Genomic DNA, 24858 nt, shown 5'->3' on the forward strand with positions numbered 1-24858 from the left:
TTTGGGGTCTTTGCTGCGGTGCAGCGGCTTTGTGACAAAGGATGTCTTGGGAGATGTCTTTGGGAGGGACGTCTTGGGCGCGCTAAAGCGCGGGTAGGCGGATCTCGACGCGCAGTCCGCCTTGAGGGCGGTTCTTCAGGGCCAGGGTTCCATTCTCGCGTTGCAGGATCTGCTGGACGATGGTCAGGCCCAGGCCGAGACCGCCGGTGTTGCGGGCCCGGGCGTCGTCGAGACGATGGAACGGCTGCAGCACATGAGCCAGCTCGGCCTCGGGGATGCCGGGACCGTTGTCCTCGATGGCCAGCACCGCCGCGTCGCCCTCGCGTGTCAGGGTCAGCGTGGCGTCGCCGCCATAGTGCAAGGCGTTCTCGACGATGTTGCTGATCGCCCGTTTCACCGACAGCGGCCGGGCCAGCACGGGCAGGTGGTCGAGGCCGGCATAGGTCGCTGGCCGCTCGGCGTCGGCGGCGTCGTCGACGACGGTCATGGCGATGGCGGCCAGGTCCGTCCGTCGCCGGGGCTCGGGATCCTCCTGGCCGCCCAGATAGGCCAGCAGGGAGTCCAGCATGGACGTCATCTCGTCGACGTCGGCCTCCAGGGCTTCGCGAGCGTCGGCGTCCGTCACGAAACCGGCCCTCAGCCGCAGGCGGGCCAGAGGCGTGCGCAGATCATGGCCGACCGCGGCCAGGGCCTCGGTGCGGGCTTGCAGCAGGCCGGCGATGCGGTCCTGCATGGCGTTGAAGGCCTTGGCCACCAGCTTGAGATCGCCGGCCCCGCTCTCGGCGATGCGGACCTGAGCGCCCTTACCGACCTTGTCGGCCGCCTCGGCCAGCGCCCGCAAGGGGCGGCTGAGATTGCGCAGCACCAGCGCCGCGGCGATGATCACGCCAAGGCCCAACGTAAAGGCCGAGCCGAAGCCGCTCAGCAGCACGGCCCAGGGCGCGACGCGTATCTTGGTGCTCAACGCCATCCAACTGCCGTCGCGCAACTTGACGGCCACTTTCAGGTGCGTGTCGCGCGGCAGGGCGCGGTCGATGTCGGCGTGGACGCGCAGATCGCGGTCCCGCAGGCTTGGCTCGGCCTCGAACAACTCCTCGCGGTAGTCGTTTTCGACCGCTCTGCCGCCGTCGACCAGACTGGGCAGGACCGACCAGGTCAGCTGAGTGGCGCGATTGGAAATCACCGCGGCCCGCACCCCGCGCTCGTCGGGGGACGACGACTCCAGGATGCCCGTCGCGGCCACCAGTTGCTCGGCCACGCGTCGGATCTGGTTCTCGCGGTCGGGATAGAGGCGGCTGTTCTCGAACAGGATCGAACTGCCGATGAACTCCAGGGCCACGGCCAGCATCAGGACCAGGGTGACCTGGCCGACAAGACGCTGCGGCCATAGCCGCCAGGACTTCATCGGCGCTCGACGGCGGCGGTGAAGATATAGCCGACGCCGCGCACGGTGCGCAGCAGAGGTTCGGACTGGCCAACGACGGCCAGCTTGCGGCGCAGGCGGCTGACCAGCACGTCGATGCTGCGGTCCGAGGCGTCGGAAAGACGGGCGCGGGACATCTCGAGCAGGCGCTCGCGGCCGATCACCCGCTGGGGCGAGCTGACGAAGGCCAGCAGCAGGTCGAACTCGGCGCCCGACAGGTCGACGAAGGCCCCGTCCGGCGACAGCAGCTCGCGGCGGCCGGGATCCAGGCTCCAGCCTGAGAACGTCATCCGCTGGTGGCCGCGTGGCTGGCTCGATTGCGAGCCGGCCTGAGTCCGGCGCAGGATGGCGCGGATACGGGCGATCAGCTCCTTCTTGCTGAAGGGCTTGCCGATATAGTCGTCGGCGCCGAGCTCCAGGCCGATCAGACGGTCGGTCTCGTCATGGCGGGCGCTGAGCATGACGATCGGCACGTCGCTCTCGCGGCGCACCAGGCGGCAAAGATCGAAGCCGTTGCTGCCCGGCAGCATGACGTCCAGCAGAATCAGGTCGACCGTGTTGGTTTCCAGAACCCGGGCCATTTCCGCGCCGTGGGACGCGCTGAGCGGCTGGAAGCCTTCCTCGCGCAGCAGACGCATCAACAGCGTGCGAAGGGCCGGATCGTCCTCGACAACGAGCACCGTGGAGGCGAGCGGCGCGGTCGCCAAGTCGCGCGGCAGCGCGATCATTCCGTGGCCTGAAGTATCCATATGCTCGGGCTAGTTAGGCGCCATGGCGCCGGGAACAAGGCCGGAGCCGACGATTTCTCGCCGGCTCCGCGCCTAAACTGGGGATACCCTGGCATCCCAGCGAAACTGGGCCCTCGCGCGCATTTTGCAGGTAGGGGAGCACGCGAGGGCGGGCCGCCGCCGACGATGAAGCTACGGCGACCGTTCTGTACGCCGCGCTAGCTGGCGCGGCAGGTGTCGGGGGTGACTCCTCCGGGCGCGACGTTGGTCGCGGGAGCCTTGGGCTTGGCGCAAGCGAGGGCCGTCTGGGCCTTGGCGGCGCGCTTCTGGAGGTTCTTCTTGGCGACCTCCTCGGTGAAGGTCAGACCGGTGCCGGCGGGACCCGCCAGGGCCGGAGAGGCCAGCAGGCAGGCGGCGGCGAGGCCGAGGGACGCGAGGACTTTCATACGAAACAGACTCCGGGAACTTGAACGAGGAAACTCAGCCGCCAGCGGCGGTGTCGACTTGCGCCTGGATGGCGGGCAGGGCGCGCCGGTAGGTGTCGACGGCCTTCAGCAGGCCCTCGATCTCGGCGTGGGTGATGGCGGTACGGTGCTCGTAGCCCTTGGCCGAGGTGAACTTGAAGGCCCAGGCGCCCGGCGTCGCGGCGGCGCGGCGCAGTTCGTTCTCGGCGACGCCGAACGAGACCTCCTCGCGGCAGACTTCCGGCGCTTCGAACAGGAAGCAGTGGCTGGCGTTGTCACGGATCTTGGTCAGCGGCGCCGCGACCGGCCATTGGCCCGTCTGGTGCGAGACTTCGCTGTAGCCGCGGATCGAGCCTGGATAGGTCAGGGTCTGACGCACCTCGAAGCGCGTGGCGCCCGAGCGCTTGTCGACGATCGCCCGCAGGTGGTTGTCGTTTCTGGGCGACTTGAAGACACCCTTGCCCGTCTGGAAGCCGCGCTCGGTGCTGATCACCGTCTCGATGTCCAACGGGTCGTCGATGACTTGAGCGCGGGCGTGGAAGTGGTCGGCGGTCAGGGCGGTCTGCTTGGCGGGCAGGCGGACGGTTTCGGCGCTCGCGGCGCCGGCGACGGCGAGTCCTGCGACGGCGGCCAGGGCCAACACGCGGGTGTGGGTCTTGCGCATCCTTGTTCTCCCGAACAGGGGCCGCGCCATCGGGTGCGGCCTTTCAACGGTTCGAGAGTGGCGAGGTCGCCTTGCGGCTCTGCATCGCGATTGTGACAAAGCGTGACAGGCGAGGCCGGCTCGCCGAAAGGCCTGAGGCTATGCCGGCAGGCGCACCGCTCCGGCCTCGCGCAGGGCCTTGATCGTCGGGAAGCCGTCGACCGCCATCAGCAGGTCCGCCTCGGCCAGCAGCGAGCGCAGGACATGGACCGCGCCTTCGGTCCCGCCCAGGGCCAGGCCGTACGAATACGGACGGCCGACGCCGACCGCTGTCGCGCCGATCGCCAGGGCCTTGGCGACGTCGCTGCCCGAGCGGACGCCGGAGTCGAACAGCACCGGCGTGTCGCCCGCCGCCTCGACCACGCCCGGCAGCATGTCGATCGCGGCGATGCCGCCATTGGCCTGCCGGCCGCCGTGGTTGGAGCAGTAGACGCCGTCGACGCCCTCGTCCTTGGCGCGGCGTACGTCGTCGGGATGGCAGATGCCCTTCAGCACGATCGGCAGCTTGGTCAGCGACCGCAGCCACGGCAGATCGGTCCAGGTCAGCACCTTGCCGAAGGTCGCCGCCCAGGTCATGATCGAGGTCTGGAGGTCCGACTTCGGGTCCTTGCCGACCATGGCGCGAAAGCGCGGGTCCGAGAAATAGTTGGCCAGTACGGCGCCGCGCAGTTGCGGGAAGTTGGAGTCGTTAAGGTCGCGCGGGCGCCAGCCGGTGACCCAGGTGTCGAGGGTGACGACGATGGCCTTATAGCCTGCGGCTTCGGCGCGGCTGACCAGGCTGGCGGCCAGTTCCGGGTCCTTGGGCGTGTAGAGCTGGAACATCCCGGGCGTGTCGCCCATGGCGGCGGCGACGTCCTCCAGCGGGTCGTTGGTCAGGGTCGAGACCACGAGCGGCACACCCGTGGTCGCGGCGGCCCTCGCGGCGGCCAGGTCGCCGTGACCGTCCTGGGTGCAGAGCCCGGTCACGCCGATCGGGGCCATGAACAGCGGGCTGGCCAGCTTCATGCCGAACAGGTCGATGGAGAGGTCGCGCGCCGAGCAGTCGACCATCATCCGCGGGATCAGCCCCCAGTGCTTGAAGGCCGAGGCGTTGCTGTCCTGGGTGTGCTCGTCGCCGCAGCCGCCCTGCACATATTTCAGGGTCGAGGGCGGCATCGCCGCCTGGGCCCGCGCCAGGAGGCCGGCGAAGTCGACGGGATACTTCGGCAGCACGCCGTGCAGACCCTGAAAATAGATCTCGGTCTGGTAGTCGCCGTAGTGCGGCATGGTTCGCTCCCCAGGGCTGCTCGACGGTCTGGGCGTCGATGCGTCGATCCGATTTGACGCGATCGCGCCGTCGGCCGCTAGCCCCCTCAAGCGCGTGATCGTCGCTCCAGCCACCATAGTAGGCCGAGCACGGCCAGAAGGCCGACGGCCCAGGGCCAGGACGAACCCGGTGTCCTGCGGAGGACGCGGGCGTCGCGCGTGACGCTGGCCGCCACCGCGTCGAGCGTCGCCTGGCGGTCGGCGGCCCGCGCCAGCGAAGGCGCGGCGTCGGCGGGATGGACGTAGAAGCTCGCGCCGTCCGAGACCCTGCGCCATCCGGCCTGGCGAGGCCAGTAGGCGGCGCAGGCGGAGGGGCCGGTCGCCGGATCGACGACAGGCCGGCTTTCGACGCCATCGGGGTCGACGACTCGGATCGGTCCGGTGACGCCGCAGAGCGCCGCGCGTTGGCCCGCCCGGGCTATGCCGTCCAAGCGCACGCCCGGGGCATCGCTGGGACGCGCCACGGCCGAGAACAGTTCGCTCCAAAGCTCTCCGTAGCGATCGGCGTGCCCGGTCAAGGCAAGACTGTAGCTGTCGGCCACGATCCAGAGGCCCACGCGGCCCAGGCCGCGCGGCCGCCAGGCGGCCAGCGGCGCGCCGGCCTTGTCGCGGATCAACGGCACGCCCTCGCGTTCGGCTTGCGCCAGGTCGTAGCGGCTGAGTTCCAAGTCGGTCGGACCGCCGAGCCGGAAAGCCCGGACCTCGCCGTCGCCCGAGGTCGCCATGCCGAGATTCGTCCAGTCGCGTCGGGTGGCGGCCGAGAGCGGGCCAGTCGGACGCAGCAGCAGGCCGAGGCCGTCCTGCGTCGCCGCGGTCAGGTTGGTCCGGGCGTCGGGCGACAGGCTTTCCCAGCGCCGATCGTCGACCACCACGAGGTCGATCTCGGCCAGGCTCGCGCGCGTGACCGGCGTCGGCGGATCGCCCAGGACCACGCCGCCGCCAACGTCGACGTCGAGGCTCAGGGCGACGCCGGCGTCCTGGGCCCAGCGGCGCAGATACTTGGTCTCGGCGCTCGGCGCGCCGGCCAGGACCAGCACGCGCGGCTGGCGCTGAGCGCGGGTCTCGACCGGGATGTCGATGTGCTCGACCAGACGACCGGCGCTGTCCCTCAGGCGCAGGTCGAACAGGGCCAGGCCGGACACGCGGGCGACGGCCGACAGCTGGAAGCGGCTGTTGGCGGTCACGGTGATCTGGTCGACCACGGCGCCGGACGGATCGAGCAGTTCGACGGTTCCGGCGCCCCCGACCTGTCCGGCGACCGTGAAGCGCGCGCCTGGAGCGACGGGCTTCGGCGGCATCAGGTCGACAAGGCCGCGCGGGGGCGGCGAAGGCGCGAACGCGGCGGGGCGGTCGAGCGGAATCCGGTCGCGCGGCGTCAGGCCGTCGCCCTCGATCAGAAGGCGGCCAGGCTCGGGATAGAGCCGCAGGGCCGAGCCGAGGTCGGGCAGGCGGACCGCGCCGGGCAGCGGGCCGGCTTCAGGCAGGGCGACGAGCACGTCGCCCGAGGCGCGCGCCGCCGGCTTCGCGCCGTGCGTGGCGACCACGAGGCGACCGGGCGCGGCTCCCACCGAAGGCGGAAAGAGCGTCGGGTAGAACAGCGCGCCGCCCAGGACCTGCAGAGCGATCAGCGCGGCGAACCGCCAGGCGGGGCCGCGGGTGTCGGTTGACCTCCGCCGCAGAATCGTTCGCGCGATCCCGCCCATCGTGGCGACCGCGATCAGGATCGCCGTCCAGAGTTCGAAGCCGCCCGTCATCGCAAAGCGTCCAGATAGCGCCGGCCGCGCGCGTCGGCCGGATCGCGGCGGCTGACGGCGGCGGGCGGGCGCTCCAGCGCGGTCCACAGCAGGGCGCGCAGTTTGCGGCGGCAGTCCTGGCACTGGGGTTCGTTGCGGACCGTATCGATCGCGGCGGACAGGGCCAGAGGATCGGCCAGGCGCTTTTGGTTGGCGTTCACCCAGCGGGCCAGGGCCTCGAGCTGCAGCGGTGCGTCGGGGCGGTCCCCCAGCGCGCGCCAGACCTCGCCGGCCGGCGCATCGGCGGGATCGCGCGTCGCTGGCGCCAAACGACCCGGCGCGATGCCCTCGCGCTTGCCGGACAGGCGGCGGGACAGGTCGACCGGCGGCAGCTTCGGCGGCGTGCGCGCGAGAAAGATGCGTCCGGCCTGCTGGGCGGTCTTCAGCAGGTTCAGGGCCTTGTAGGCGTGGGGCAAGGCGTCCTTCGGCCTGCCCTGGCGCAGGGCGCGCTCGGAATCCCACATGGCGTCCAGCGCCTGGGCTAGGGTCGAGCGCGTGCCCGGGTCGAACAGCGTCGCGGCGTCCCCCGTGTCGTGGGCGTGGCCGTACTTGGCGACGACGTCGGTCATGTCGTTGAGATTGGCCCCGCCGCCATGGTCGTGGCCGTCATCGTCGTCGTGATGCTCGGCCTTGGCCGGCGCGGCAGGAGCGTCGTCGGTCGGCAGGGCGGGAGCGTCATTGGTCGGCAGGTCGAGGCCGCCGCCGCCGCTTTCGCCTTCGGCCTTCTCGCCCATGAACTGGCCGTAGCGCAGGCGCAGCTGGGCCTGGTCGGCGCCAAGGCTGTTCGAGCGGTCCAGGAAGGCGTCGGGCGTGATCTTGCCGCGCTGGGCGACCAGGGCCTCGGCGTCGATGATGATCTGGCGCTGGCTGCGGAAATAGACGGGCATGACCTGCTTGGCCATGCCGTCCAGACCCTCGGCCAGGCCCATGGCGGCGGGCCAGCGCAGGATCACGCTGGGGCTCTCGACCGTCTGGCGGCGCGGGCTGCGATTGTCGCTGACCACCAGCTGCACGATCATGTCGCCACCCGGCGCCAGGCCTTCGCGCGCCAGGTCGAGGGCAGCGGTGAAGCGCTTGAGCCGCGCGGCGCCCTGGCCGGCGAGAGGCTGGAGCCGCTGGGTGGTGGTGATGTTCTCACCCTCGCCCTTAGTGACGGTGATGCGCAGTTGGGCGGCGCCGTCGACGCCGTAGTCGTCGCGGACCTCGAACACCGGCGCCCACCGGCTCTGGCCGGGCGCAATGAGGGATAGCGAACTGTCGGGCGTCACGACGCGGACGACCGGCGGAGCGTCGGGGACGATCTCCAGGCGGTGCAGGCGCTGGCGGGCCAGTCCAGGGGCCTCGACGCGATAGAGCGCCGAGCGCTCGAACGCACGCCCGCCCAGCCAGCGTCCGCCGTCGCGGCGCAGCGACAGCGAGGCCTCGCCTGGGAAGTTGAGGCTGGCGGCGTCGGGATACGGCCGGAGGGTGATCGTCCACTCGATGCGCGACCCCTCCGGGGCCCGCGCGTCCAGGCCGCCCTGGTCGTAAGGGCGCTGGCCGGTATAGGCCGGCGGCGTGACCCGCAGCTTGGCGTTGGTGACCCTGGGCGCACCGGGCACCGCCGCGGTTTCGGCTTCCTCTGGGCCGAGAGCGATGCCCGATGCGGGCGGCCAGAACAAGGCGGCGAGGATCACCAGCGCGCCGAAGCCGGCGGTCCCGGGGATCCAGCGACGGGACCAGTCTGGCCGCAGGTCCACGGCGGCGGCTTCGGCGAGGCGGGCCTCCAGGCGGGCGCGCTGCAGGGCGGCCAGGCCGTCGACGGAGGACTCGAACAGGAGGGCGCTGCTGTCCTCCAGGCCGGGCGCGTGGGCGTCGAGGGCGGCGATGAGCCAGGCCTGGTCGAAGCGTCGACTGCGTCGGATGGCGATCCAGCCCAGCACGAGGGCGCCGATCACGAGCGCGACGACCGCCCCCACGACCTCGAACCCGCGCAGAGCCAGCGCGGCGATTGCCAGGACGACGGGCAGGCCGACGGCCAGCGTGTCGAGAACGCTCCGTTGTCGGGCCGCGCGTAGATGATGGGCGAGAGCGGCGATCATGCGGCCACCGGCCGGTCGCGTCGCGTCGCCAGCCAGCGCTCGACGGCGAAGATCAGAGCGATGATCAGGGCCAGCCAAGGCCTCAGGCCGACGGGATGCGGGTTGTAAGTCCCGCCGCCCGCCGCTGGGCGAACGCCGGGGGCATAGTCGACCGCCGCGACCCGGCTTGGCGCGGGCGGCGGGGCCAGCAGCGTCCAGAGCTGGATGGGGAAGTCCGGCTCGACCAAGACCGGCATGGCGCTAGGTTCGAGGGGGCGGGTCAGGCGCAGCACGCGGCCCTTGCCGAAGCGGCCGGCCGTGGCCTGCGGCGCGCCTTCGGCGTCGCGCCAGATCGTGGGCTGGGAACCTTCGACGGGCGAGGGCGCGTCGTGAGCCAGCAAGGCGACGCCGCCAGCCTCGATCCAGTCGAGCGTCGCCGCCGGCATGGGCGCGCCGGAAAGCCAGACGAGATAGCGCGCATCGCGCGGCGGGGGGCTGTCGACGAGCGCGGCGTCGAAGGCGGGCGGCTTGCCGGCCTCGGCGTAGGCGGTCGCCGCCGCGCGGAAATAGCCGACGGCGCGTTCCTTGCCCGGGGCGTAGCGCACCGTCAGCGCGGGCGGCGCGGGCGCGGTGACCGTCTTCGCGCGCGCGGCCGCCGCGCCCACCCGCCAGTCCACCTTGCGTGACAGGTAGAGCCGTTCAGCGTCGCCGGTCAGTTCCGGCGGCGCGACGATCGTGATCGCCGTCCTGCCGGGCGTCTCGGCGTCCAGTTGGCGCACGAGGCTGGCGAAGTCCGCCGATGGCGCGGGCGCGGGTCGGTCGAGGCTAGGGAAACCGGGCGCGAGCCAGACGCGCCGCTCGCCATGGTCCGGGACGCTCCTGGCGTCGACGGCCGGCGAGACGGCGATCACGGCGCGGCCATCGCCGGTTGGCCGCAGCGCGGGCTCGGCCAGCGCTAGCACGATGGCGACCACCAGCACGATCCGCACCGCCAGCAGCAGCCTCTCGTCGAGGCGCAGGCGACGGACCGGCCTGGGGTTCGGGTTCAGCCAGCGCAGGGCGGCGAAGTCGATGACTTGCGTCTCGGTGCGGCGGGCGATGTGGATCGCCAGCGGGACCAGGACCGCGAGCAGGGCGCCCAGCGCGGCGGGGGCGAGCAGGGCGGGGATCATCCGCGCGTCGCCGGGCGGGAGAGATCCTGGATCGGCTGGTCAGGATCCCGATCGCTGAAGTGTTCGACGAACCGCGCGCCCTTGGCCTCCAGCCGCGCGCGCAGAGCGGCGCGAGCCTCGGCGAAGCGCGTCAGGAAGTCGGCGCGCAGGCCGCGGCCGTCGCCGGCCAGTGCGATGTCGCTCTCCGGATCGCGGAACAGCAGGCTCCGATCGAACGGGAAGTCGCGCTCGTCGCCGGTCAGGAGTTGGACGAACGAGACGTCGCGACCGGACGCGGCCAGCCGTTCGGCGGCCGCGACACAGGTGTCGTCGAAGCCGTCGGAGATGAAGATCGCCAGGTCGCCGGGCGCGATCCGTTCGCCCAGCAACTTCAGGTCCCGATCCCATTGGGGGACGCCCTTGGGATGGAGCGGACTCAGCGCCAGCCGGATACGGTCGCGATGGCGGCTGTCGCTGGACGGCGGCAGAACGATCGCGCCCTCGGCCTGGGCGACGATCACCCCGAAGCGGTCGCTCTGCTGGAGCGCGACCTCGATGATCGCGGCGGTCAGGCGGCGGGCGGCGTCGAAGCGCGTCCAGCTAGGCTTGGCGAGATCGGCCTGGCCCATGGAGGCGCTGGCGTCCAGCACGACCCAGATCGCCACGGGGCTCTCACGCTCGGCGTCGCGGACGAAGAACTTGTCCGAGCGCGAATAGAGTTTCCAGTCGATGCGCCGCAGGTCGTCGCCACGCTCGTAGGCGCGGTACTGGGCGAACTCCATGGCCCCGCCGCGATTGCGGCTGGCGTGGTGGCCATCCCCGTTCAGCACCGCGGCCGCGCGCGGCGTCAGCGACAGACGTCGCAGACGGCTACGCAGGTCCGGGGGCAGGTCGAACGGAGACATTGTCCGCTAGTCACGCGCCGGCGCGGGCAGGGCGGCCAGTAGGGCGGCGACCACGTCGTCGGTCGACTTGCGTTCGGCCTCCGCGGCGAAGGACAAGAGGATGCGGTGGCGCATGACCGGCGCGGCCAGGGCCTTGACGTCTTCACGCGTGGCGGCCAGGCGTCCGTGCAGCAGGGCGCGGGCCTTGGCGGCGAGCACCAGGGCCTGGCCGGCGCGGGGGCCAGCGCCCCAGCGGACGTAGTCTTGGACGGCGGCGGGGGCGTCCGGACCTGGGCGGGTGCCGCGGACCAGCGCGGTGATCCAGGTCAGCAGGCCCTCGCTGACATGCACCTGGCGCACCCACTTCTGAAGTTCGACGATGTCTTCACCCGTCATCACCGCCGCCGGGGCGGCGATGGCGCCGCCGGTGGTCAGGGTCAGGATGGCGCGCTCTTCCTCGGCGGTCGGATAGCCGACCCGGATGTTGAGCAGGAAGCGATCGAGCTGGGCCTCGGGCAGGGGGTAGGTGCCGGCCTGCTCCAGAGGGTTCTGGGTGGCCAGCACGAAGAACGGCTCGGACAGCCGGTGGGTGACGCCGGCGTAGCTGACCTGGTGCTCCTGCATGGCCTCCAGCAGGGCGGCCTGGGTCTTGGGCGGCGTGCGGTTCAGTTCGTCGGCCAGCAGCAGGTGGGTGAAGACCGGGCCGGGCTGGAAGCGGAAGTGACGGTGGCCGGTGCCATGGTCCTCTTCCAGCACCTCGGTGCCGAGGATGTCGCTGGGCATCAGGTCGGGGGTGAACTGCACGCGGCGGAAGTCCAGCGACAGCGCCTGGCCCAGGGTGCGGACCAGCAGGGTCTTGCCCAGGCCCGGCACGCCCTCGATCAGGCAGTGACCGCCAGCCAGCAGGCCGATCAGCAACTGCTCGACGACCTCGTCCTGGCCGATGATGGCCTGGCCGATCGCCGCGCGCAGCTGGCCCAGGCGCTCGAGCTTCTCCGCGATATCGGCTTCGGTGGGGGTGACGCTCATCGGAACTCCGGACAGGTCGTAAGGCGGATCAGGCCGTCAGGGCGTAGAGGACGATGTTGACCGCGAACTTGGTGTTGTCCTCGGCCAGGAAGCGCTTGTTGCGCCAGTCGTAATCCCACTCGCAGCCGTAATCCTTGTTGCTGTAGAGCACCCCGAGGCGCCCGTTGATCTCGATGCCCTTCAGGTAGTCATGGACGAGATCGTCGCCCCAGCCGTTCAGCTCGAAGCTGGTGGCGGGCGGGCCGTCGAACTTGAAGAAGCTGCGATAGATCGCGTGGTCCTTGGGCAGCTTCTTCAGGGCGTCGCCGCCGAACAGCTTGGCCATCTGCCGCTCGAACGACTTGGCGAACAGGCCGTCGATGTCGTGGTTGCAGTCGTCGACCAGAACGAAGCCGCCATTGCGGACGTAGCGCTGGAAGTTCGCGGCCTCGGCGGGGCTGAATTCGACCAGCTTGTGGCCGGCCAGATAGCAGAACGGCGCGGTCAGCATGGCCGGGTCCGAGAGGCGCACGACGCGCTCCTCGGTGTCCACGCGCAGGTTGGTGTAGTCGACCAGCGAGGTCAGGATGTTGGACGGCATCCGCTGGTCGACGTCCCAGTCGCCGGAATCGTAGCGCAGGCGCGTGAACCAGAAGTCGTAGGTCGGCGCGGCCTGGACGGCCGACGGGCGGCTGGCGAGCCAGCTTCCCATCGCGCCGCCCGCCAGCAGACGCAGGCACTCGGTACGCGTTACGCTTCTACTCGGCATGTCGAACGTCAGACGGCGTCCGACAGCGAGGTGAAGGTGAAGTCCCGCAGGCGCATGGCGGGGATCATCATCTGCATGCGACCACCTTCGCTGACGCGGACCGGGCGGCCCAGGTCGTCGATGTTGTTCAGCATGATCACCGGCGACTCGTTGAAGCGGAAGTTCTTCACCGGGTGCTTCAGCTGGCCGTTCTCGATGTAGAAGGTGCCGTCGCGGGTCAGGCCGGTCAGCAGCACGGTCTGCGGGTCGACCATGCGGATATACCAGGTGCGGGTCACCAGGATGCCGCGCTCGGTCTCGCGCACCAGGTCGGCGGTCGATTTCGTACCGCCCGACATGACGATGTTGCCCGGCCGGCCGGTGACCTTCTTGCCCTGCTTCTGGGCCCAGTAGGGGCTGTAGAGCAGGTTGGCGATCTTGCCGTTCTCGACCAGAGGCATGCGCTCGCGCGGGCGGCCCTGTTCGTCCCACGGGAACACCGGCAGTTCCTTGTCCCACGGGTCGGCCATGAAGGTGACGCGCGGATCGAAGACTTGTTCGCCGAGCTTGTTGCCGCCGCCCTTCTTGGACAGGAAGCTGCGGCCTTCGTCGGCCTGGCGGGCGTCGAAGTAGTTGAACATGAACGAGATCAGGCCCGAGGCCGCGTTCGGCTCCAGGATCACCGTATACTTGCCCGGCTCCAGCGCCTGGGCCTCGGCCGAGGCGCTGGCCTTGCGCATGGCGATCTCGATGTCGCTGGCCGGCTTGAACCCGCTGGAATCCTGCAGGTTGCGGGCGACCCAGCCCGAGCCGCGGCCGTCGGCCGTGCGCACGGTGCAGGTGTAGTCCATCGCCGTGGCGCGCTGATAGCCGAACGCGCCCTTGCTGTTGGCGAAAGCCACGAAGCTCTGCTCGTCCTGCAGGAAGCCGGCGGCGACCAGCTTCTGGGCGCGGCACGGGGCGATCGAGGCGCGGGCCACCTCGGCCCGCTGGTCGGGCGTGATCGCCGCGGTCGCCGGGCTGAAGGTGTCGCTGGGCTTGTAGGTCGTGGCCTCGACGGCCGGGACGAACTCGGGGTTCTCGGGCGCCAGCTTGGCCAGCTCCTCGGCGCGCTTGACCACGCGGGCCAGGGCCGAGTCCGAGAACTCGTTGATCGTCGCCGTGCCGACGCGACGCCCGAAGGCGACGGTGACGGCCAGGTCGATGTTGCTGACGACGCCACTGGTGGAGACGTTGTTCAGGGCGAAGCGGATATTGCCCTCGATCGAACCGGTCAGCTGCGCGGTGCACTCATCGGCCGTCGACAGCTTGATGACTTTCGCGAGGATCGTCTTGGCCTCGGCTTCGGTCATGATGCTCATTGGATAATCTTCCCCGAACCGATCAACCGAGCGAACGCGCGGTGTTGATGACGTTGATGCCGTTGAACCGCGTGGTCGATGAGCCGTGGCTTACGGCCGAGACCTGGCTGGGCTGGCCCTTGCCGTCGAAGAAGGAACCGAACAGGCGATAGTCGCGCTCGTCGCAGATCGCCGAGCAGGCGTTCCAGAACTCGGGCGTGCGCATCTGGTAGGCGACGTCTTCCAGCGGCTGGGTGATCTTGCCGTTCTTGATCTCGTAGAACAGCGTGCCGCCGAACTGGGCGTTGTAGCGCTGCTGGTCGATCGAGAACGAGCCGCGGCCCAGGATGTAGATGCCATCCTCGACGCCCGCGATCATGTCGTTGAGGCTCAGCGGCGTCTTGCCCGGCCGCAGCGAGACGTTGGGCATCCGCTGGAACTGCACGGTCGACCAGGAGTCGGCGTAGGAGCAGCCGTCGCTCTCGGTCTTGCCCAGGATATGGGCCTGGTCGCGGGTGGCCTGGTAGTCGACCAGCTTGCCATCCTGGATCAGCGGCCACTGCTTGGTCTGGACGCCCTCGTCGTCGAAGCCCACGGCCCCGAGGCTGCCCGGCTGCAGCTTGTCGGCCATGATGTTGACGAGGTCGCTGCCGTACTTGAAGTGCGCCGCGCGCTTGTCCAGCGTGGCGAAGCTGGTGCCGGCGTAGTTGGCCTCGTAGCCCAGCACGCGGTCCAGCTCGAGCGGGTGGCCGACCGACTCGTGGATAGTCAGGCCCAGGTGATTGGGATCCAGCACCAGGTCGTAGCGGCCCGGCTTGACCGACTTGGCGGTCAGCTTCTCGCGCGCCTGCACGGCGGCGGCCTGGGCGTCCTCGACCATGTCGTAGGAGCGGCCGTAGCTGATGATGCCGTTGGGCGAGAGGGTCTTATCCTTGGCCTGCGGGTCCAGGTATTCGTAGCCCATGCCCATCGGGGCCGAGAGGCCTTCGCGCGAGCGGAACTTGCCGGTGGTCTTGTCGACGGCCGTGACCGTGAACGGCGACCAGATGCGGTGAACGTCCTGGTCGATGTACGAGCCGTCGGTGCTGGCGAAGTACTTTTGCTCGTTGATCAGGAACAGGCTGGAATTGACGAAGTTGGCGCCGGCCTTCATCGCCGCGCCGTTGACGCGCATCAGAAGGTCGACCTTTTCCTGCAGCGAGACTTCCATGCCGTTGCGGCGCAGCGGCGTGGCCCACTTCACCTCGCCGACGCCCTTGGTCGGGGCTAACTGCACTGGCGCGGTCTGGTTCTTGGCGTTGGCCTTGGCGATGGCGACCGCCAGGCGGGCGGTGTCGGCCACGGCCTCCGCCGAGAGGCTGTTGGTCGCCGCGAAGCCCCAGGCCCCGCCGGCGATGACGCGCACGCCGACGCCGCTGGATTCGGTGTTGGTCACGCCCTGCACATTGGCTTCGCGCGTCTGGATGAACTGGCGCAGGTAGCGGCCCACGCGCACGTCGCAATAGCTGGCCCCGGCGGCCTTGGCGGCGCTCATGGCCGCGTCGGCCAGGCGCTTCTTGACGGCCACGTCGAGGGTCTCGACCAGCTGTTCGGCGGCGATGGCGCGGCCGAAGCCGGGCAGCAGCACGCCGCCGGCGCCGATCCCGCAGGCGGCAAGGAACTGACGTCTATCCAAGTTTCTTCTCCCCAACGGCCCAACAACACAGGCGCTCGCGTGACCCCCCTCACGGCGGGAATCTTGCGCGAACGAAGTTCTGTAGCGCCCCGCCGCCGAGGTCAAATCTTTCCCGTATATCGTAGTCGATATGATCAGATTGCGCGCATTGGCGACGAAGCGCGATGCAAAGCCTCCCGCCCGGATCCCGAAGCGGCGACCGGCCGCGAAGGCGTGGCCTAGGGTATCGCGTCCCGGATATAATGCCTGGGACTCGGGAACAGGGGCGGACGATCATGGATCGCTGGCAGGCGATGAGAGTGTTCGTGAAGGTCGCCGAGACCAAGGGCTTCGCCGAGGCCGCGCGACACCTGCACATCAGTCCGCCCGCCGTGACCCGCGCGGTCGCGGCGCTGGAAGAGACGATCGGCGCGCGCCTGCTGGTCCGCACGACCCGCTCGGTGACTCTGACCGACGCCGGCGCGCGGTTCTTCGACGACTGCTCGCGGATCCTGGCCGAACTCTCCGAGGCCGAAGCCAGCGCCGCGGGCAGTTTCGCCACGCCCAGCGGCACGCTGACCATCACCGCCTCGGTGATGTTCGGCCAACAGTACATCCTGCCGATCATCATGGACTACCTGGCCGAATATCCGGGGGTCAGCATCCGCACCCTGTTCGTCGACCGGATGGTCAACCTTGTCGACGAGGGCGTGGATCTGGCCGTGCGGATCGGCAACCTTCCCAATTCAGGGTTCAGCGCCTTGCGGGTCGGCTCGGTGCGCCGGGTCGTTTGCGGTTCGCCCGACTATTTCGAGAAGAATGGCGTTCCGGCCACGCCGGCGGACCTCGCCAACCATTCGGTGATCGCGGCGACCAGCGCCTGGGCCTCGACGGAATGGCGCTTCGGCCAGGATCAGAAGACCATCGTCCACGTTCATCCTCGCCTCTACTGCAACACCAACGACGCGGCGCTGCAGGCGGCGATCAACGGGTTTGGCCTGACGCGCGTGCTGTCCTACCAGGCGGCGCCGTCGCTGGAGTCCGGCGCGCTGCGCACGGTGCTCCCGGCCTATGAGGAGCATCCACTGCCGGTCCACATCGTCCACCCCGAAGGCCGGCACGCGCCGGCCAAGGTCCGCACCTTCATCGACTTCGCGGCCGGGCGGCTGCGGGCGGATCGGCGGATCAACTAGGCTAGAGCAGGCCCATCCAGGAGATTGCATCGACAGTCTGGCCCTCGCCGAGTTTCAGAAACATGTCGTGCAGCCTGGCCTCCGGCTTCCATGATCCGAGGCGGAAGCGAGAAGCCGGCTTCGTCTCGCCGATTGACCCGCGAAACCGGCCATTGAGTAGCGCGCTCTTCATCGTCGCCTCCAGGCGGGGGAACTCCTCGGAGGATGGCGCTCGGCCATCGCCGCCAGAACGGCGAACCGGAGGAATGGATTGTTCCGGTTCTCGGAATGCCGACCATTCCGCTACGCGCAACAGTGCCTTTCTCCTGTCGCGGCTTCAGCCCGCCCGGCAGATGGAGTGTCCTTGGCTCATCGGATGGACGCCGTGTCCAGCCGTTCCGCAAAGGACACGACGATGCGCCTCTACTATCATCCGCTGTCGGGCCACGCTCACCGGGCCCACCTGTTCCTGTCGCTGATCGGCGCGGACTTCGAGCTGGTCGAGGTCGACCTGGCCTCGGGCGCGCACAAGACGCCGGAATTCCTGAAGCTGAACCCGTTCGGCCAGGTGCCCGTGCTGGACGACGACGGCGTCATCGTCTCGGATTCCAACGGCATCATGGTCTATCTGGCTCGCAAGTTCGGCAAGACGGACTGGCTGCCGGAGGGTGTCATCGAGGCCGCCCAGGTCCAGCGCTGGCTGTCAGTGGCCGCCGGCGAACTGGCCTACGGCGCCGCCGCCGCTCGCCTGATCACCGTGTTCGGGGCCAAGCGCGACGCCGACGAGGTCATCGGGCGCGGCGCCGCGCTGCTGACCATACTGGAAGGTCTGCTGGCTGGGCAGGCCTGGCTGGTCGCCGGCCGCCCGACGATCGCGGATGTGGCGCTCTACAGCTACACGGCCCGCGCCCCCGAGGGGAACGTCGACCTTCAGCCCTATCCGGCCGTCCGCGCGTGGCTGGCGCGCATCGAGGCCCTGCCGGGCTTCGTGCCGTTCCGCCAGACGCCCGTCGGCCTGGCCGCGTAACGTCGGGCGCCGGGGAGCGGGCCATGACCACCACCGAAAAGCCCTCTCCCTGGCATCGCGGCGAGGTCGAGATCCAGCGCAGCGTCGGCGTCGAGGCGCGGATGGAAGACGTCGGCCGTCGCGTGATCCGCGACTTCCTGCTGGACCAGCACCGCGCGTTCTTCCCGCAGCTGCCGTTCCTGGTGGTCGGCGGTGTCGATCCGGCGGGCGCGCCCTGGGCGACGATCGTCGCCGGTCAGCCGGGTTTCATCAGCTCGCCTGACATCCACACCCTGGCGATCAAGGCCGTGCGCCAACCCAGCGATCCGGCCGACGCGGGCTTGGAGGACGGCGATCCCGTTGGCCTGCTGGGCATCGAGCTGCATACGCGCCGCCGTAACCGCATGAACGGAACCGCGCGCCGTCAGGCCTACGGCTTCGACGTCACGGTCGGTCAGAGCTACGGCAACTGCCCGCAATACATCCAGCTGCGCGACTTCGCGGTGGCGGGCGATCCGACCGCGCCCTTTGCCGGCCAGGTCGAGACCTTCGCGGACCTGGACGCCGATGCTCGCCGGGTGATTGGCGCGGCCGACGCCTTCTTCGTGGCGTCCTACAGCGACGAGAACGGCCGGCAGGTCGATGTCTCGCACCGGGGCGGCAAGCCCGGCTTCGTGCGGATCGGCGAGGACGGCGTCCTGACCATCCCGGACTTCGCCGGCAATCTGTTCTTCAACACGCTGGGCAACATCCGGCTGAACGGCAAGGCGGGTCTGGTGTTCGTCGATTTCGCGACGGGCGACATGCTGCAGCTGACCGGCGAGGCCGAGGTGGTGCTGGACTCGCCCGAGATCGCGGCGTTCCAGGGCGCGGAGCGTCTGTGGCGGGTGCGCCCGACTACGATTGTCCGTCGTCGGAGCGTCCTGCCGGTTCGCTGGACGGACCGTGCGAACGGCGCCTCGCCCAACGCCCTGATCACCGGCGACTGGGACGCGACGGCGGCCCGGCTCAAGGCCGCCGAGCTGGCCGGTCGCTGGCGGCCGTTCCGGGTCAGGAAGATCACTCGCGAGAGCGCGACGATCCGTTCGTTCGAACTGGAGCCCGCCGACGGCGTGGTGGCTATCCCGCACCTGGCCGGCCAGCACCTGCCCATCCGCGTCCAACTTCCGGGCGATCGGCGGCCCGTCATCCGCACCTACACCCTGTCGGTCGCGCCGTCGGATCCGTTCTACCGGATCAGCGTCAAGCGCGAGGGCGCGGTCTCCCGATACCTCCACGACCAGATCCGCGAGGGCGACCTGATCGAGGCCCGCGCCCCGGCCGGCGACTTCATCATCGACGCCAGCGAAAAGCGCCCGGCGGTGCTGTTGGCGGCCGGCGTCGGCATCACCCCGATGATCGCCATGGCCCGACACCTCCTGTTCGAGGGCTTCCGTACGCGCGGCGTGCGGCCGACCTGGATCTTCCAGACCGCGCGGACCAAGGCCGAGCGGGCGTTCGACGAGGAGCTCGCGGCCCTGGTCGAGGCGGGGCAGGGGGCGATCCGCCTGACGCGCATCCTCAGCGATGCGGAAGGCGCGGAGAGCGACGACTACGACCTGGTGGGTCGCCTCGACATGGACGTCCTGCGCGCCGAGTTGCCGTTCGACGACTACGACTTCTATCTGTGCGGGCCGCCGGGCTTCATGCAGGCGGTCTATGACGGCTTGCGCGGCCTGAACGTCGCCGACAGGCGCATCCACGCCGAGGCGTTCGGCCCCGCCTCGCTGCAACGCACGTCGGACCTTGGCGTCGCGCCCGCGACGGCCGGCCCGCCGCCGGCGACCAGCTCCAAGCCGGTGTTCTTCATGGAGTCGTCCAAGGAGGCCCGTTGGGAGCCCGGCTCGGGCACGTTGCTGGAGTTGGCCGAGGCGCGGGGTCTGCAGCCTGAGTTCAGCTGCCGAGCCGGAACTTGCGGTTCATGCAAGACCAGGGTGCTGCAAGGCGCTGTCTCCTATCTCACGTCGCCGACCGCTTCGGTCGCCGAGGACGAGGCGCTGATCTGCTGCGCCGTTCCGGCCGCCGAAGGCGAGGCGCTGCATCTGGCCCTTTGAACCTCCAGGAGAGATCCGTGTCGCGTCCGCCGCCCTCGGGCGGGCGCGGGCGTGACCAACGACGCAACCGCGGGGTTGATCGCCCCGCCTAACGCCGCGCCTGCTTCTGGTCCTCGTGGATGTCGAGGAGCGCTTTCATCAGTTCCTCGTCTTCGCTGGACATGACCCCCAACACCTCGGCCTCGTCGCAGCCTTCCGCGGCGAGGTAGGCGTGGCCCATGGCTGAGTCGAGATAGATCGACTGGCCGGCCTCCAGGATCACGGGGTCGTAGAACTCGGTGGTCACGACGATCCGACCCTTCAGGACGAAGATGTATTCCTCGCCGGCGTGACGCACGAGGTCGCCGAACTGCTCGGCGCTCTTGGCGCGGATCTTGGTGATCACCGGGATCATCCGTTTCCCGCGCAGTTCGGTGCACAGGTAGTAGTAGTCGTAGTTAGGGGTCTGGACGCGCACGGCGCGCTCGATATCGCCCAGGCTGCGGCGCGCCATGACCGCCGGCGGCGGGGCGGCCTGATCCTCGGCGAACAGCTCCGACATGCGCATGCCCAACCGCTGCGAAAGCTGCTGCAGCTTGTCGTAGGTCAGGGTCAGGCGGTCGTGCTCGACCTTGGAGAGCGTCGAGACGGGGATACCGCTCTTCTCGCTCATCTGCTTGAGGGTCCAGCCCTCGCGATCTCTCAGTCCACGAAGCAGGGTTCCAAGCGTGTGGACATTAGCAGGCACGCGCCGCGACTCCTCGAAGGCGGTTGACGAATTCTCCAATCAGGATAGCAATTGTCCTAATCAGGATTGTTGCTTCCAATTTATCGGCTTGGCCGTGCGGGGGCAATCCTGCCGTCAGGCGAGGGGAGAGAACGCATGCGGGCGATCAAGGGGGCAGCCGTCGCGATCGTCGCGCTGCTCGCGGGGCTGGGCTCCGCACAAGGGCAGACGCGACAGGAAACGGCGTCGCCGCCGGTCGCCAGGGCGATCGCGCCGGCGAAGGCCACCCCGTCCGTCTCGGTTCCGGTGGCGATGGCGACAGCGCCCGCCCTGACCAAGGCCGATGTCGACCTGTGGCTGGACGGCTACATGCCCTACGCCCTGCGCACCGGCGATATTCCCGGCGCGGTGGTCACGGTGGTCAAGGACGGCCAGATCCTGACGACGCGCGGCTTCGGCTATGCCGATCGCGACAAGCGCACGGCGGTCGATCCCTACAAGACCCTGTTCCGCCCCGGCTCGATCTCGAAGCTGTTCACCTGGACGGCGGTGATGCAGCAGGTCGAGGCCGGCAAGATCGACCTGGACGCCGACGTCAACCAGTACCTCGACTTCAAAATCCCACCTTACCACGGCAAGCCGATCACCACGCGCCAGTTGATGACCCATACGGCCGGCTTCGAGGAAGTCGCCAAGGCGCTCATCTTCTATGGTCAGCGCGAGCCGGCGCTGGGCGACTATCTCAAGAAGCACCTGCCGCATCGTATCTTCGACGCGGGGACCACGCCGGCCTATTCGAACTACGGCACGGCCCTGGCGGCCTACATCGTCGAGCGCGTGACGGGCGAGACATTCAACGACTATCTCGACCGCCACGTCATCGGCCCGCTGAAGATGGCCAACACCACGTTCCGCCAGCCGCTGCCCGCCAACCTGACCGGCACGGACGCCCAGGGCTATTCAAAGCCTGGCAAGCCCGCGAAGGGCTTCGAGATCGTCGGCCCGGCTCCGGCCGGCTCGGCCTCGTCAACGGGCGCGGACATGGGCCGCTTCATGATCGCCCATCTGCAGGGCGGCGAACTGGACGGCGCGCGCATCCTGTCGCCCGAGACGGCCCGCACGATGCACTACAGCCCCCTGGACAAGGTGGATCCCAAGTCGCTGATCCCGCCGCTGGACCGCATGGAGCTGGGTTTCTTCCAGACCTCGATCAACGGCCGCTACGTTATCGGCCATCTTGGCGACACCGAGGGCTTCCACTCCTCGCTGCACCTCTACATGGACGAGCACGTCGGCCTCTATCTGTCGCTGAACAGCGGCGGTCGAGAGGGCGCGGCGGGGACGTTGCGCACCGCCATCTTCCGTGACTTTTCAGACCGCTATCTGCCCTATGCCGGCGCCCCCGACGGCAAGGTCGACGCCAAGGTCTCGGCCGAGCACGCCAAGGCCATGGCCGGCGCATGGTGGGCCAGCCGGCGGGCCGACAGCAGCTTCCTGTCGCTGTTCTACGCCGTGGGTCAGGCCAAGATCGCCGTTGGCCCCAAGGGCGAGCTAATCATCCCCAGCGTGCTGGGGGCCAATGGCCGTCCCAAGGAATGGGTCGAGATCGCCCCGTACGTCTGGCGCGAGGTCGGCGGCCACGATCGCCTGGCCGCCCAGGTGGCGGACGGCAAGCCGGTCCGCTGGAGCTGGGATTTCGGCTCGCCGTTCATGGTGTTCGACCGCGCCCCGGCCGCCCGCGACATGACCTGGGCGCTGCCGGCGATGCTCGTCAGCATCGGCGTCCTGGTCCTGACCTTCCTCTACTGGCCGGTCGTGGCCCTGGTGCGTCGCCGCTACAAGGCCAGCCCGGACATCTCGGGCAAGGCCCTGACGGCCTCGCGCGCCTCGCGGATCGGCGCCGGCCTGCTGCTGGCCCTGCTGATCGGCTGGGTCGTGGGCATGATCCAGCTGACCTCCAGCGCCGCGGCCCTGGCCGGCGCCATGGACGGCGTGATGCTGCTCCTGCAGGGGTTGGGCTGGGTCATCTTCCCGGTGGCGCTTGTCACGGCCGGCTGGAACGCCTGGCTGACCTGGACCGACGGCCGTAGCTGGGCGCGCAAGCTGTGGAGCGTGCTGCTGCTGCTCTCGACCCTGCTGCTGTTCTACGTCGCCCTGGCTTTCCACCTCCTGGGCATGTCGGTGAACTACTGATGGGCCGGCTGACCCTGGACATCGCCGACGAGACGCTCCGGCTGGCTCAGCCCTTCCGCATCGCCGGCCACGTCTTCGACACGTCCGACATCATCGTCGTGACGCTGTCGGAGGCCGGCCAGAAGGGTAGGGGAGAAGCGTCCGGGGTCTTCTTTCTGAAGGAGACCGTCGACAGCATGCGGGCTCAGCTCGAGGCCGTCCGCGAGGCGATCGAGGCCGGGCCGACGCGGGAGGCGCTGCGTTTCATTCTGCCGCCCGGCGGGGCCCGTAACGCCGTCGACTGCGCCCTGTGGGAGCTGGAAGCCGCGCGGACCGGCTTGCCGGTCTGGCGGCTGGCGGGACTGGACGCGCCTCAGCCGTTGCGCACCACCTTCACCCTCGGCGCCGATACGCCGGAAGCCATGGCCAAGGGCGCGACGGCTTACGTCCAGGCCAAATCGATCAAGATCAAGCTGACCGGCGACCTGCCGCTGGATCAGGCGCGGGTGCGGGCCATCCGCGCCGCGCGACCAGACGCTTGGCTGGGCGTAGACGGCAACCAGGGCTTCGTCCGCGCCGACCTGGAGAGCTTGGTCGAAACGCTGGTCGAAGAACGCGTCTCTCTGCTGGAGCAACCCCTGGCGCGTGGCCACGAGCACGAGCTGGAAGGCTTCCACAGTCCGATCCCGATCGCCGCCGACGAGAGTTGCGTCTCGCTGGCCGATGTCTCGGCCGCGGTGGGCCGCTTCCAGGTCATCAACATCAAGCTCGACAAGTGCGGCGGGCTGACGGAAGGCCTGCTGATGGCCGCCAAGGCCCGGCGCCTGGGCCTGGGCGTCATGGTCGGGACCATGGTGGGCACGAGTCTGGCCACCGGGCCGGGCTTCGTGCTGGGCCAGGTCTGCGATCTGGTCGACCTGGATGGCCCGACCTTCCTGGCGAAGGATCGGCCGCCGAGCGTGGTCTATCGCGACGGCGCGGTCTGGGCTGGCGAAAGCGTCTGGGGCGCCCCGACCGCGGCGGCGGCCGCATGAGCCGCAAGGCGCTCGACGCCTCGCCATGGTTCGGTCAGCCGCGCGGCCTGACCGTCCTGTTCCTGACGAACATGTGGGAGCAGTTCTCCTATTTCGGCATGCGCGCCCTGCTGGTCTACTACATGACCAAGGAGCTGCTGATCGCCCAGGGGACCTCGTCCCTGATCTACGGGACCTACACGGCCTGCGCCTATTTCACGCCCATCGTCGGCGGGGTGATCGCCGACCGGCTGCTGGGCAAGCGGCGGGCGATCATCATCGGGGCCAGTGTCATGGCGCTGGGCCATTTCATGATGGGTTTTCCGAACCTGCTCTATGTCGCCCTGGCCACCATCGCCCTGGGCAACGGCCTGTTCCTGCCGACCCTGCCCAGCCAGATCAACGACCTCTATGCGGAGGGGGATCCCCGGCGCGGCTGGGCCTACAACGTCTACTATCTGGGCATCAATATCGGCGGTTTTCTCGCGCCGCTTCTGTGCGGAACGCTCGGCGAGCTGTTCGGCTGGCACGTCGGCTTCGCCGTGGCGGGCTTCGGGATGCTGGCGGGCCTGCTGATCTATCTGTGGGGCCAGCGCTACCTGCCGGCCGAGCAGAAGAAGACCCACGTCGCGCCCGGCGCCGCCAAGGGGCGCATGGGCTTGCCGACCGTGCTGGCCCTGGCCGGCGTCGCGCTGTCGGTCACCGTCTTCCGCGGCGCCTACGAGCAGGCCGGCAACACCGTGGCCTTGTGGGCCGACGCCGGCGTCGACCGGACGCTCGGATCCTGGCGCGTGCCGATGACCTGGTTCCAGTCCCTGAACCCTCTGCTGGTCATGGCGATGACGCCGATACTGCTGGCCGGCTGGAAGAGACGCGCCGACGGCGGACGGGATGCGTCGCCGGCCCAGCGGATGGCGACCGGCGCGCTGATCGTGGCGGGAGCCTTCCTGCTGCTGTGCGCCGTCGACGCGTTCAGCGGGGGCAGGGCGCACTGGCTGTGGCTGGTGGCGTTCTTCGGGATCTACACCTTCGGCGAACTTTTCATCCTGCCCACGGGCCTCGGCCTGTTCGCCCGCCTGGCTCCGCCCGGGTTCGGCGCGACCACCGTAGCGGCCTGGTACCTGACCATCTTCGCGGGCAGCCTTAGCGCGGGTCTGGTCGGCACTTTGTGGAGCCGGGTGAGCCACACGGCCTATTTCGCGCTGCTGGCGGGGCTGGCCGTGACCGCGGCGATCCTCCTGCGTCTGATCGATCCCTGGGCGCGCAAGGCCGAGGCGGGCTGACCCCACGATTGCCGTTGACAATTCTCTGATTGGGATAACATTGTCCTAATCAGGATTACATTTGCGTAATGGCAAGCGGGCCGAGCACGGAAAAATCCGAGCGGCCGCAGCGCGCGGCGGAGGGGATGTCTCACCGGGGCCGCCGGCGCTTT

At 69.5% G+C, this 24858-nt stretch carries 21 protein-coding genes; 6 read left to right on the plus strand and 15 right to left on the minus strand.

From position 1 onward, the window contains the following. Nucleotides 1–82 precede the first annotated feature (82 nt). The 13 genes from AC07R7_RS18895 to AC07R7_RS18955 all read right to left on the minus strand — a co-directional run bounded on the left by AC07R7_RS18895 (nucleotide 83) and on the right by AC07R7_RS18955 (nucleotide 15282). Complete coding sequence (locus tag AC07R7_RS18895) at nucleotides 83–1405, minus strand: ATP-binding protein (RefSeq protein WP_494636257.1); 1323 nt, start codon at nucleotides 1403–1405, stop codon at nucleotides 83–85. Further along, nucleotides 1402–2151 carry a response regulator gene (locus AC07R7_RS18900; protein ID WP_494636258.1) on the minus strand — a complete coding sequence of 250 codons (750 nt, stop codon included), beginning with the start codon at nucleotides 2149–2151 and terminating at the stop codon, nucleotides 1402–1404. Before AC07R7_RS18900 ends, AC07R7_RS18895 begins: the two co-directional genes overlap by 4 nt. A gap of 218 nt (nucleotides 2152–2369) precedes the next feature. Further along, complete coding sequence (locus AC07R7_RS18905) at nucleotides 2370–2597, minus strand: hypothetical protein (RefSeq protein WP_494636259.1); 228 nt, start codon at nucleotides 2595–2597, stop codon at nucleotides 2370–2372. A gap of 34 nt (nucleotides 2598–2631) precedes the next feature. Further along, nucleotides 2632–3279 (minus strand): hypothetical protein, encoded by a 648-nt coding sequence (locus tag AC07R7_RS18910; protein ID WP_494636260.1) that lies wholly within the window; start codon nucleotides 3277–3279, stop codon nucleotides 2632–2634. Between the two features lie 138 nt (nucleotides 3280–3417). Further along, nucleotides 3418–4584, minus strand: coding sequence for an alpha-hydroxy-acid oxidizing protein (locus tag AC07R7_RS18915; protein ID WP_494636261.1), 1167 nt, complete (start codon nucleotides 4582–4584; stop codon nucleotides 3418–3420). 86 nt (nucleotides 4585–4670) lie between these two features. Then, nucleotides 4671–6377, minus strand: coding sequence for a hypothetical protein (locus AC07R7_RS18920; protein WP_494636262.1), 1707 nt, complete (start codon nucleotides 6375–6377; stop codon nucleotides 4671–4673). Then, a complete protein-coding gene (locus tag AC07R7_RS18925) occupies nucleotides 6374–8497 on the minus strand; it encodes a DUF4175 family protein (protein ID WP_494636263.1) in 2124 nt (707 codons plus the stop codon). The genes AC07R7_RS18920 and AC07R7_RS18925 overlap by 4 nt, the downstream gene beginning before the upstream one ends. Beyond that, nucleotides 8494–9648, minus strand: coding sequence for a BatA domain-containing protein (locus tag AC07R7_RS18930; RefSeq protein ID WP_494636264.1), 1155 nt, complete (start codon nucleotides 9646–9648; stop codon nucleotides 8494–8496). Before AC07R7_RS18930 ends, AC07R7_RS18925 begins: the two co-directional genes overlap by 4 nt. Next, nucleotides 9645–10532, minus strand: a complete 888-nt coding sequence (locus tag AC07R7_RS18935) for a DUF58 domain-containing protein (RefSeq protein ID WP_494636265.1) — start codon at nucleotides 10530–10532, stop codon at nucleotides 9645–9647. The genes AC07R7_RS18930 and AC07R7_RS18935 overlap by 4 nt, the downstream gene beginning before the upstream one ends. A gap of 6 nt (nucleotides 10533–10538) precedes the next feature. Continuing rightward, nucleotides 10539–11540, minus strand: coding sequence for an AAA family ATPase (locus tag AC07R7_RS18940; protein WP_494636266.1), 1002 nt, complete (start codon nucleotides 11538–11540; stop codon nucleotides 10539–10541). A gap of 28 nt (nucleotides 11541–11568) precedes the next feature. Beyond that, the gene (locus tag AC07R7_RS18945; protein WP_494636267.1) at nucleotides 11569–12288 is read right to left on the minus strand and encodes a DUF4159 domain-containing protein; all 720 of its coding nucleotides are present in this window, start codon (nucleotides 12286–12288) and stop codon (nucleotides 11569–11571) included. An 8-nt stretch (nucleotides 12289–12296) separates the two neighbouring features. After that, nucleotides 12297–13628 (minus strand): TldD/PmbA family protein, encoded by a 1332-nt coding sequence (locus AC07R7_RS18950; protein ID WP_494636268.1) that lies wholly within the window; start codon nucleotides 13626–13628, stop codon nucleotides 12297–12299. Between the two features lie 22 nt (nucleotides 13629–13650). Continuing rightward, on the minus strand, nucleotides 13651–15282 hold the full coding sequence (locus AC07R7_RS18955) for a TldD/PmbA family protein (RefSeq protein ID WP_494636269.1): 1632 nt from the start codon (nucleotides 15280–15282) through the stop codon (nucleotides 13651–13653). A 275-nt stretch (nucleotides 15283–15557) separates the two neighbouring features. Here AC07R7_RS18955 and AC07R7_RS18960 point away from each other — a divergent pair, with 275 nt between their 5' ends. Next, nucleotides 15558–16454 carry a LysR family transcriptional regulator gene (locus tag AC07R7_RS18960; protein ID WP_492884836.1) on the plus strand — a complete coding sequence of 299 codons (897 nt, stop codon included), beginning with the start codon at nucleotides 15558–15560 and terminating at the stop codon, nucleotides 16452–16454. A gap of 1 nt (nucleotide 16455) precedes the next feature. Here the strand turns inward: AC07R7_RS18960 and AC07R7_RS18965 are convergent, their stop codons facing one another. After that, nucleotides 16456–16626: a hypothetical protein gene (locus tag AC07R7_RS18965; protein ID WP_494636270.1), complete on the minus strand. Its 171-nt coding sequence runs from the start codon at nucleotides 16624–16626 to the stop codon at nucleotides 16456–16458. A 192-nt stretch (nucleotides 16627–16818) separates the two neighbouring features. Here AC07R7_RS18965 and AC07R7_RS18970 point away from each other — a divergent pair, with 192 nt between their 5' ends. Next, nucleotides 16819–17460 carry a glutathione S-transferase family protein gene (locus tag AC07R7_RS18970; protein ID WP_494636271.1) on the plus strand — a complete coding sequence of 214 codons (642 nt, stop codon included), beginning with the start codon at nucleotides 16819–16821 and terminating at the stop codon, nucleotides 17458–17460. A gap of 23 nt (nucleotides 17461–17483) precedes the next feature. After that, nucleotides 17484–19532: a 2Fe-2S iron-sulfur cluster-binding protein gene (locus AC07R7_RS18975; protein ID WP_494636272.1), complete on the plus strand. Its 2049-nt coding sequence runs from the start codon at nucleotides 17484–17486 to the stop codon at nucleotides 19530–19532. Between the two features lie 88 nt (nucleotides 19533–19620). Here the strand turns inward: AC07R7_RS18975 and AC07R7_RS18980 are convergent, their stop codons facing one another. Further along, nucleotides 19621–20259 carry a helix-turn-helix domain-containing protein gene (locus AC07R7_RS18980; RefSeq protein WP_492884844.1) on the minus strand — a complete coding sequence of 213 codons (639 nt, stop codon included), beginning with the start codon at nucleotides 20257–20259 and terminating at the stop codon, nucleotides 19621–19623. A 135-nt stretch (nucleotides 20260–20394) separates the two neighbouring features. Here AC07R7_RS18980 and AC07R7_RS18985 point away from each other — a divergent pair, with 135 nt between their 5' ends. From AC07R7_RS18985 to AC07R7_RS18995, 3 genes are read left to right on the plus strand one after another with little or no spacing between them, the layout of a single operon-like run. Then, the gene (locus AC07R7_RS18985) at nucleotides 20395–22431 is read left to right on the plus strand and encodes a serine hydrolase domain-containing protein (RefSeq protein ID WP_494636273.1); all 2037 of its coding nucleotides are present in this window, start codon (nucleotides 20395–20397) and stop codon (nucleotides 22429–22431) included. After that, nucleotides 22431–23444: a dipeptide epimerase gene (locus AC07R7_RS18990; protein ID WP_494636274.1), complete on the plus strand. Its 1014-nt coding sequence runs from the start codon at nucleotides 22431–22433 to the stop codon at nucleotides 23442–23444. The genes AC07R7_RS18985 and AC07R7_RS18990 overlap by 1 nt, the downstream gene beginning before the upstream one ends. Beyond that, the gene (locus AC07R7_RS18995) at nucleotides 23441–24706 is read left to right on the plus strand and encodes a peptide MFS transporter (protein ID WP_494636275.1); all 1266 of its coding nucleotides are present in this window, start codon (nucleotides 23441–23443) and stop codon (nucleotides 24704–24706) included. Before AC07R7_RS18990 ends, AC07R7_RS18995 begins: the two co-directional genes overlap by 4 nt. Nucleotides 24707–24858 lie beyond the last annotated feature (152 nt).

The organism is Caulobacter sp. GW821-FHT05F04, assembly GCF_059419665.1.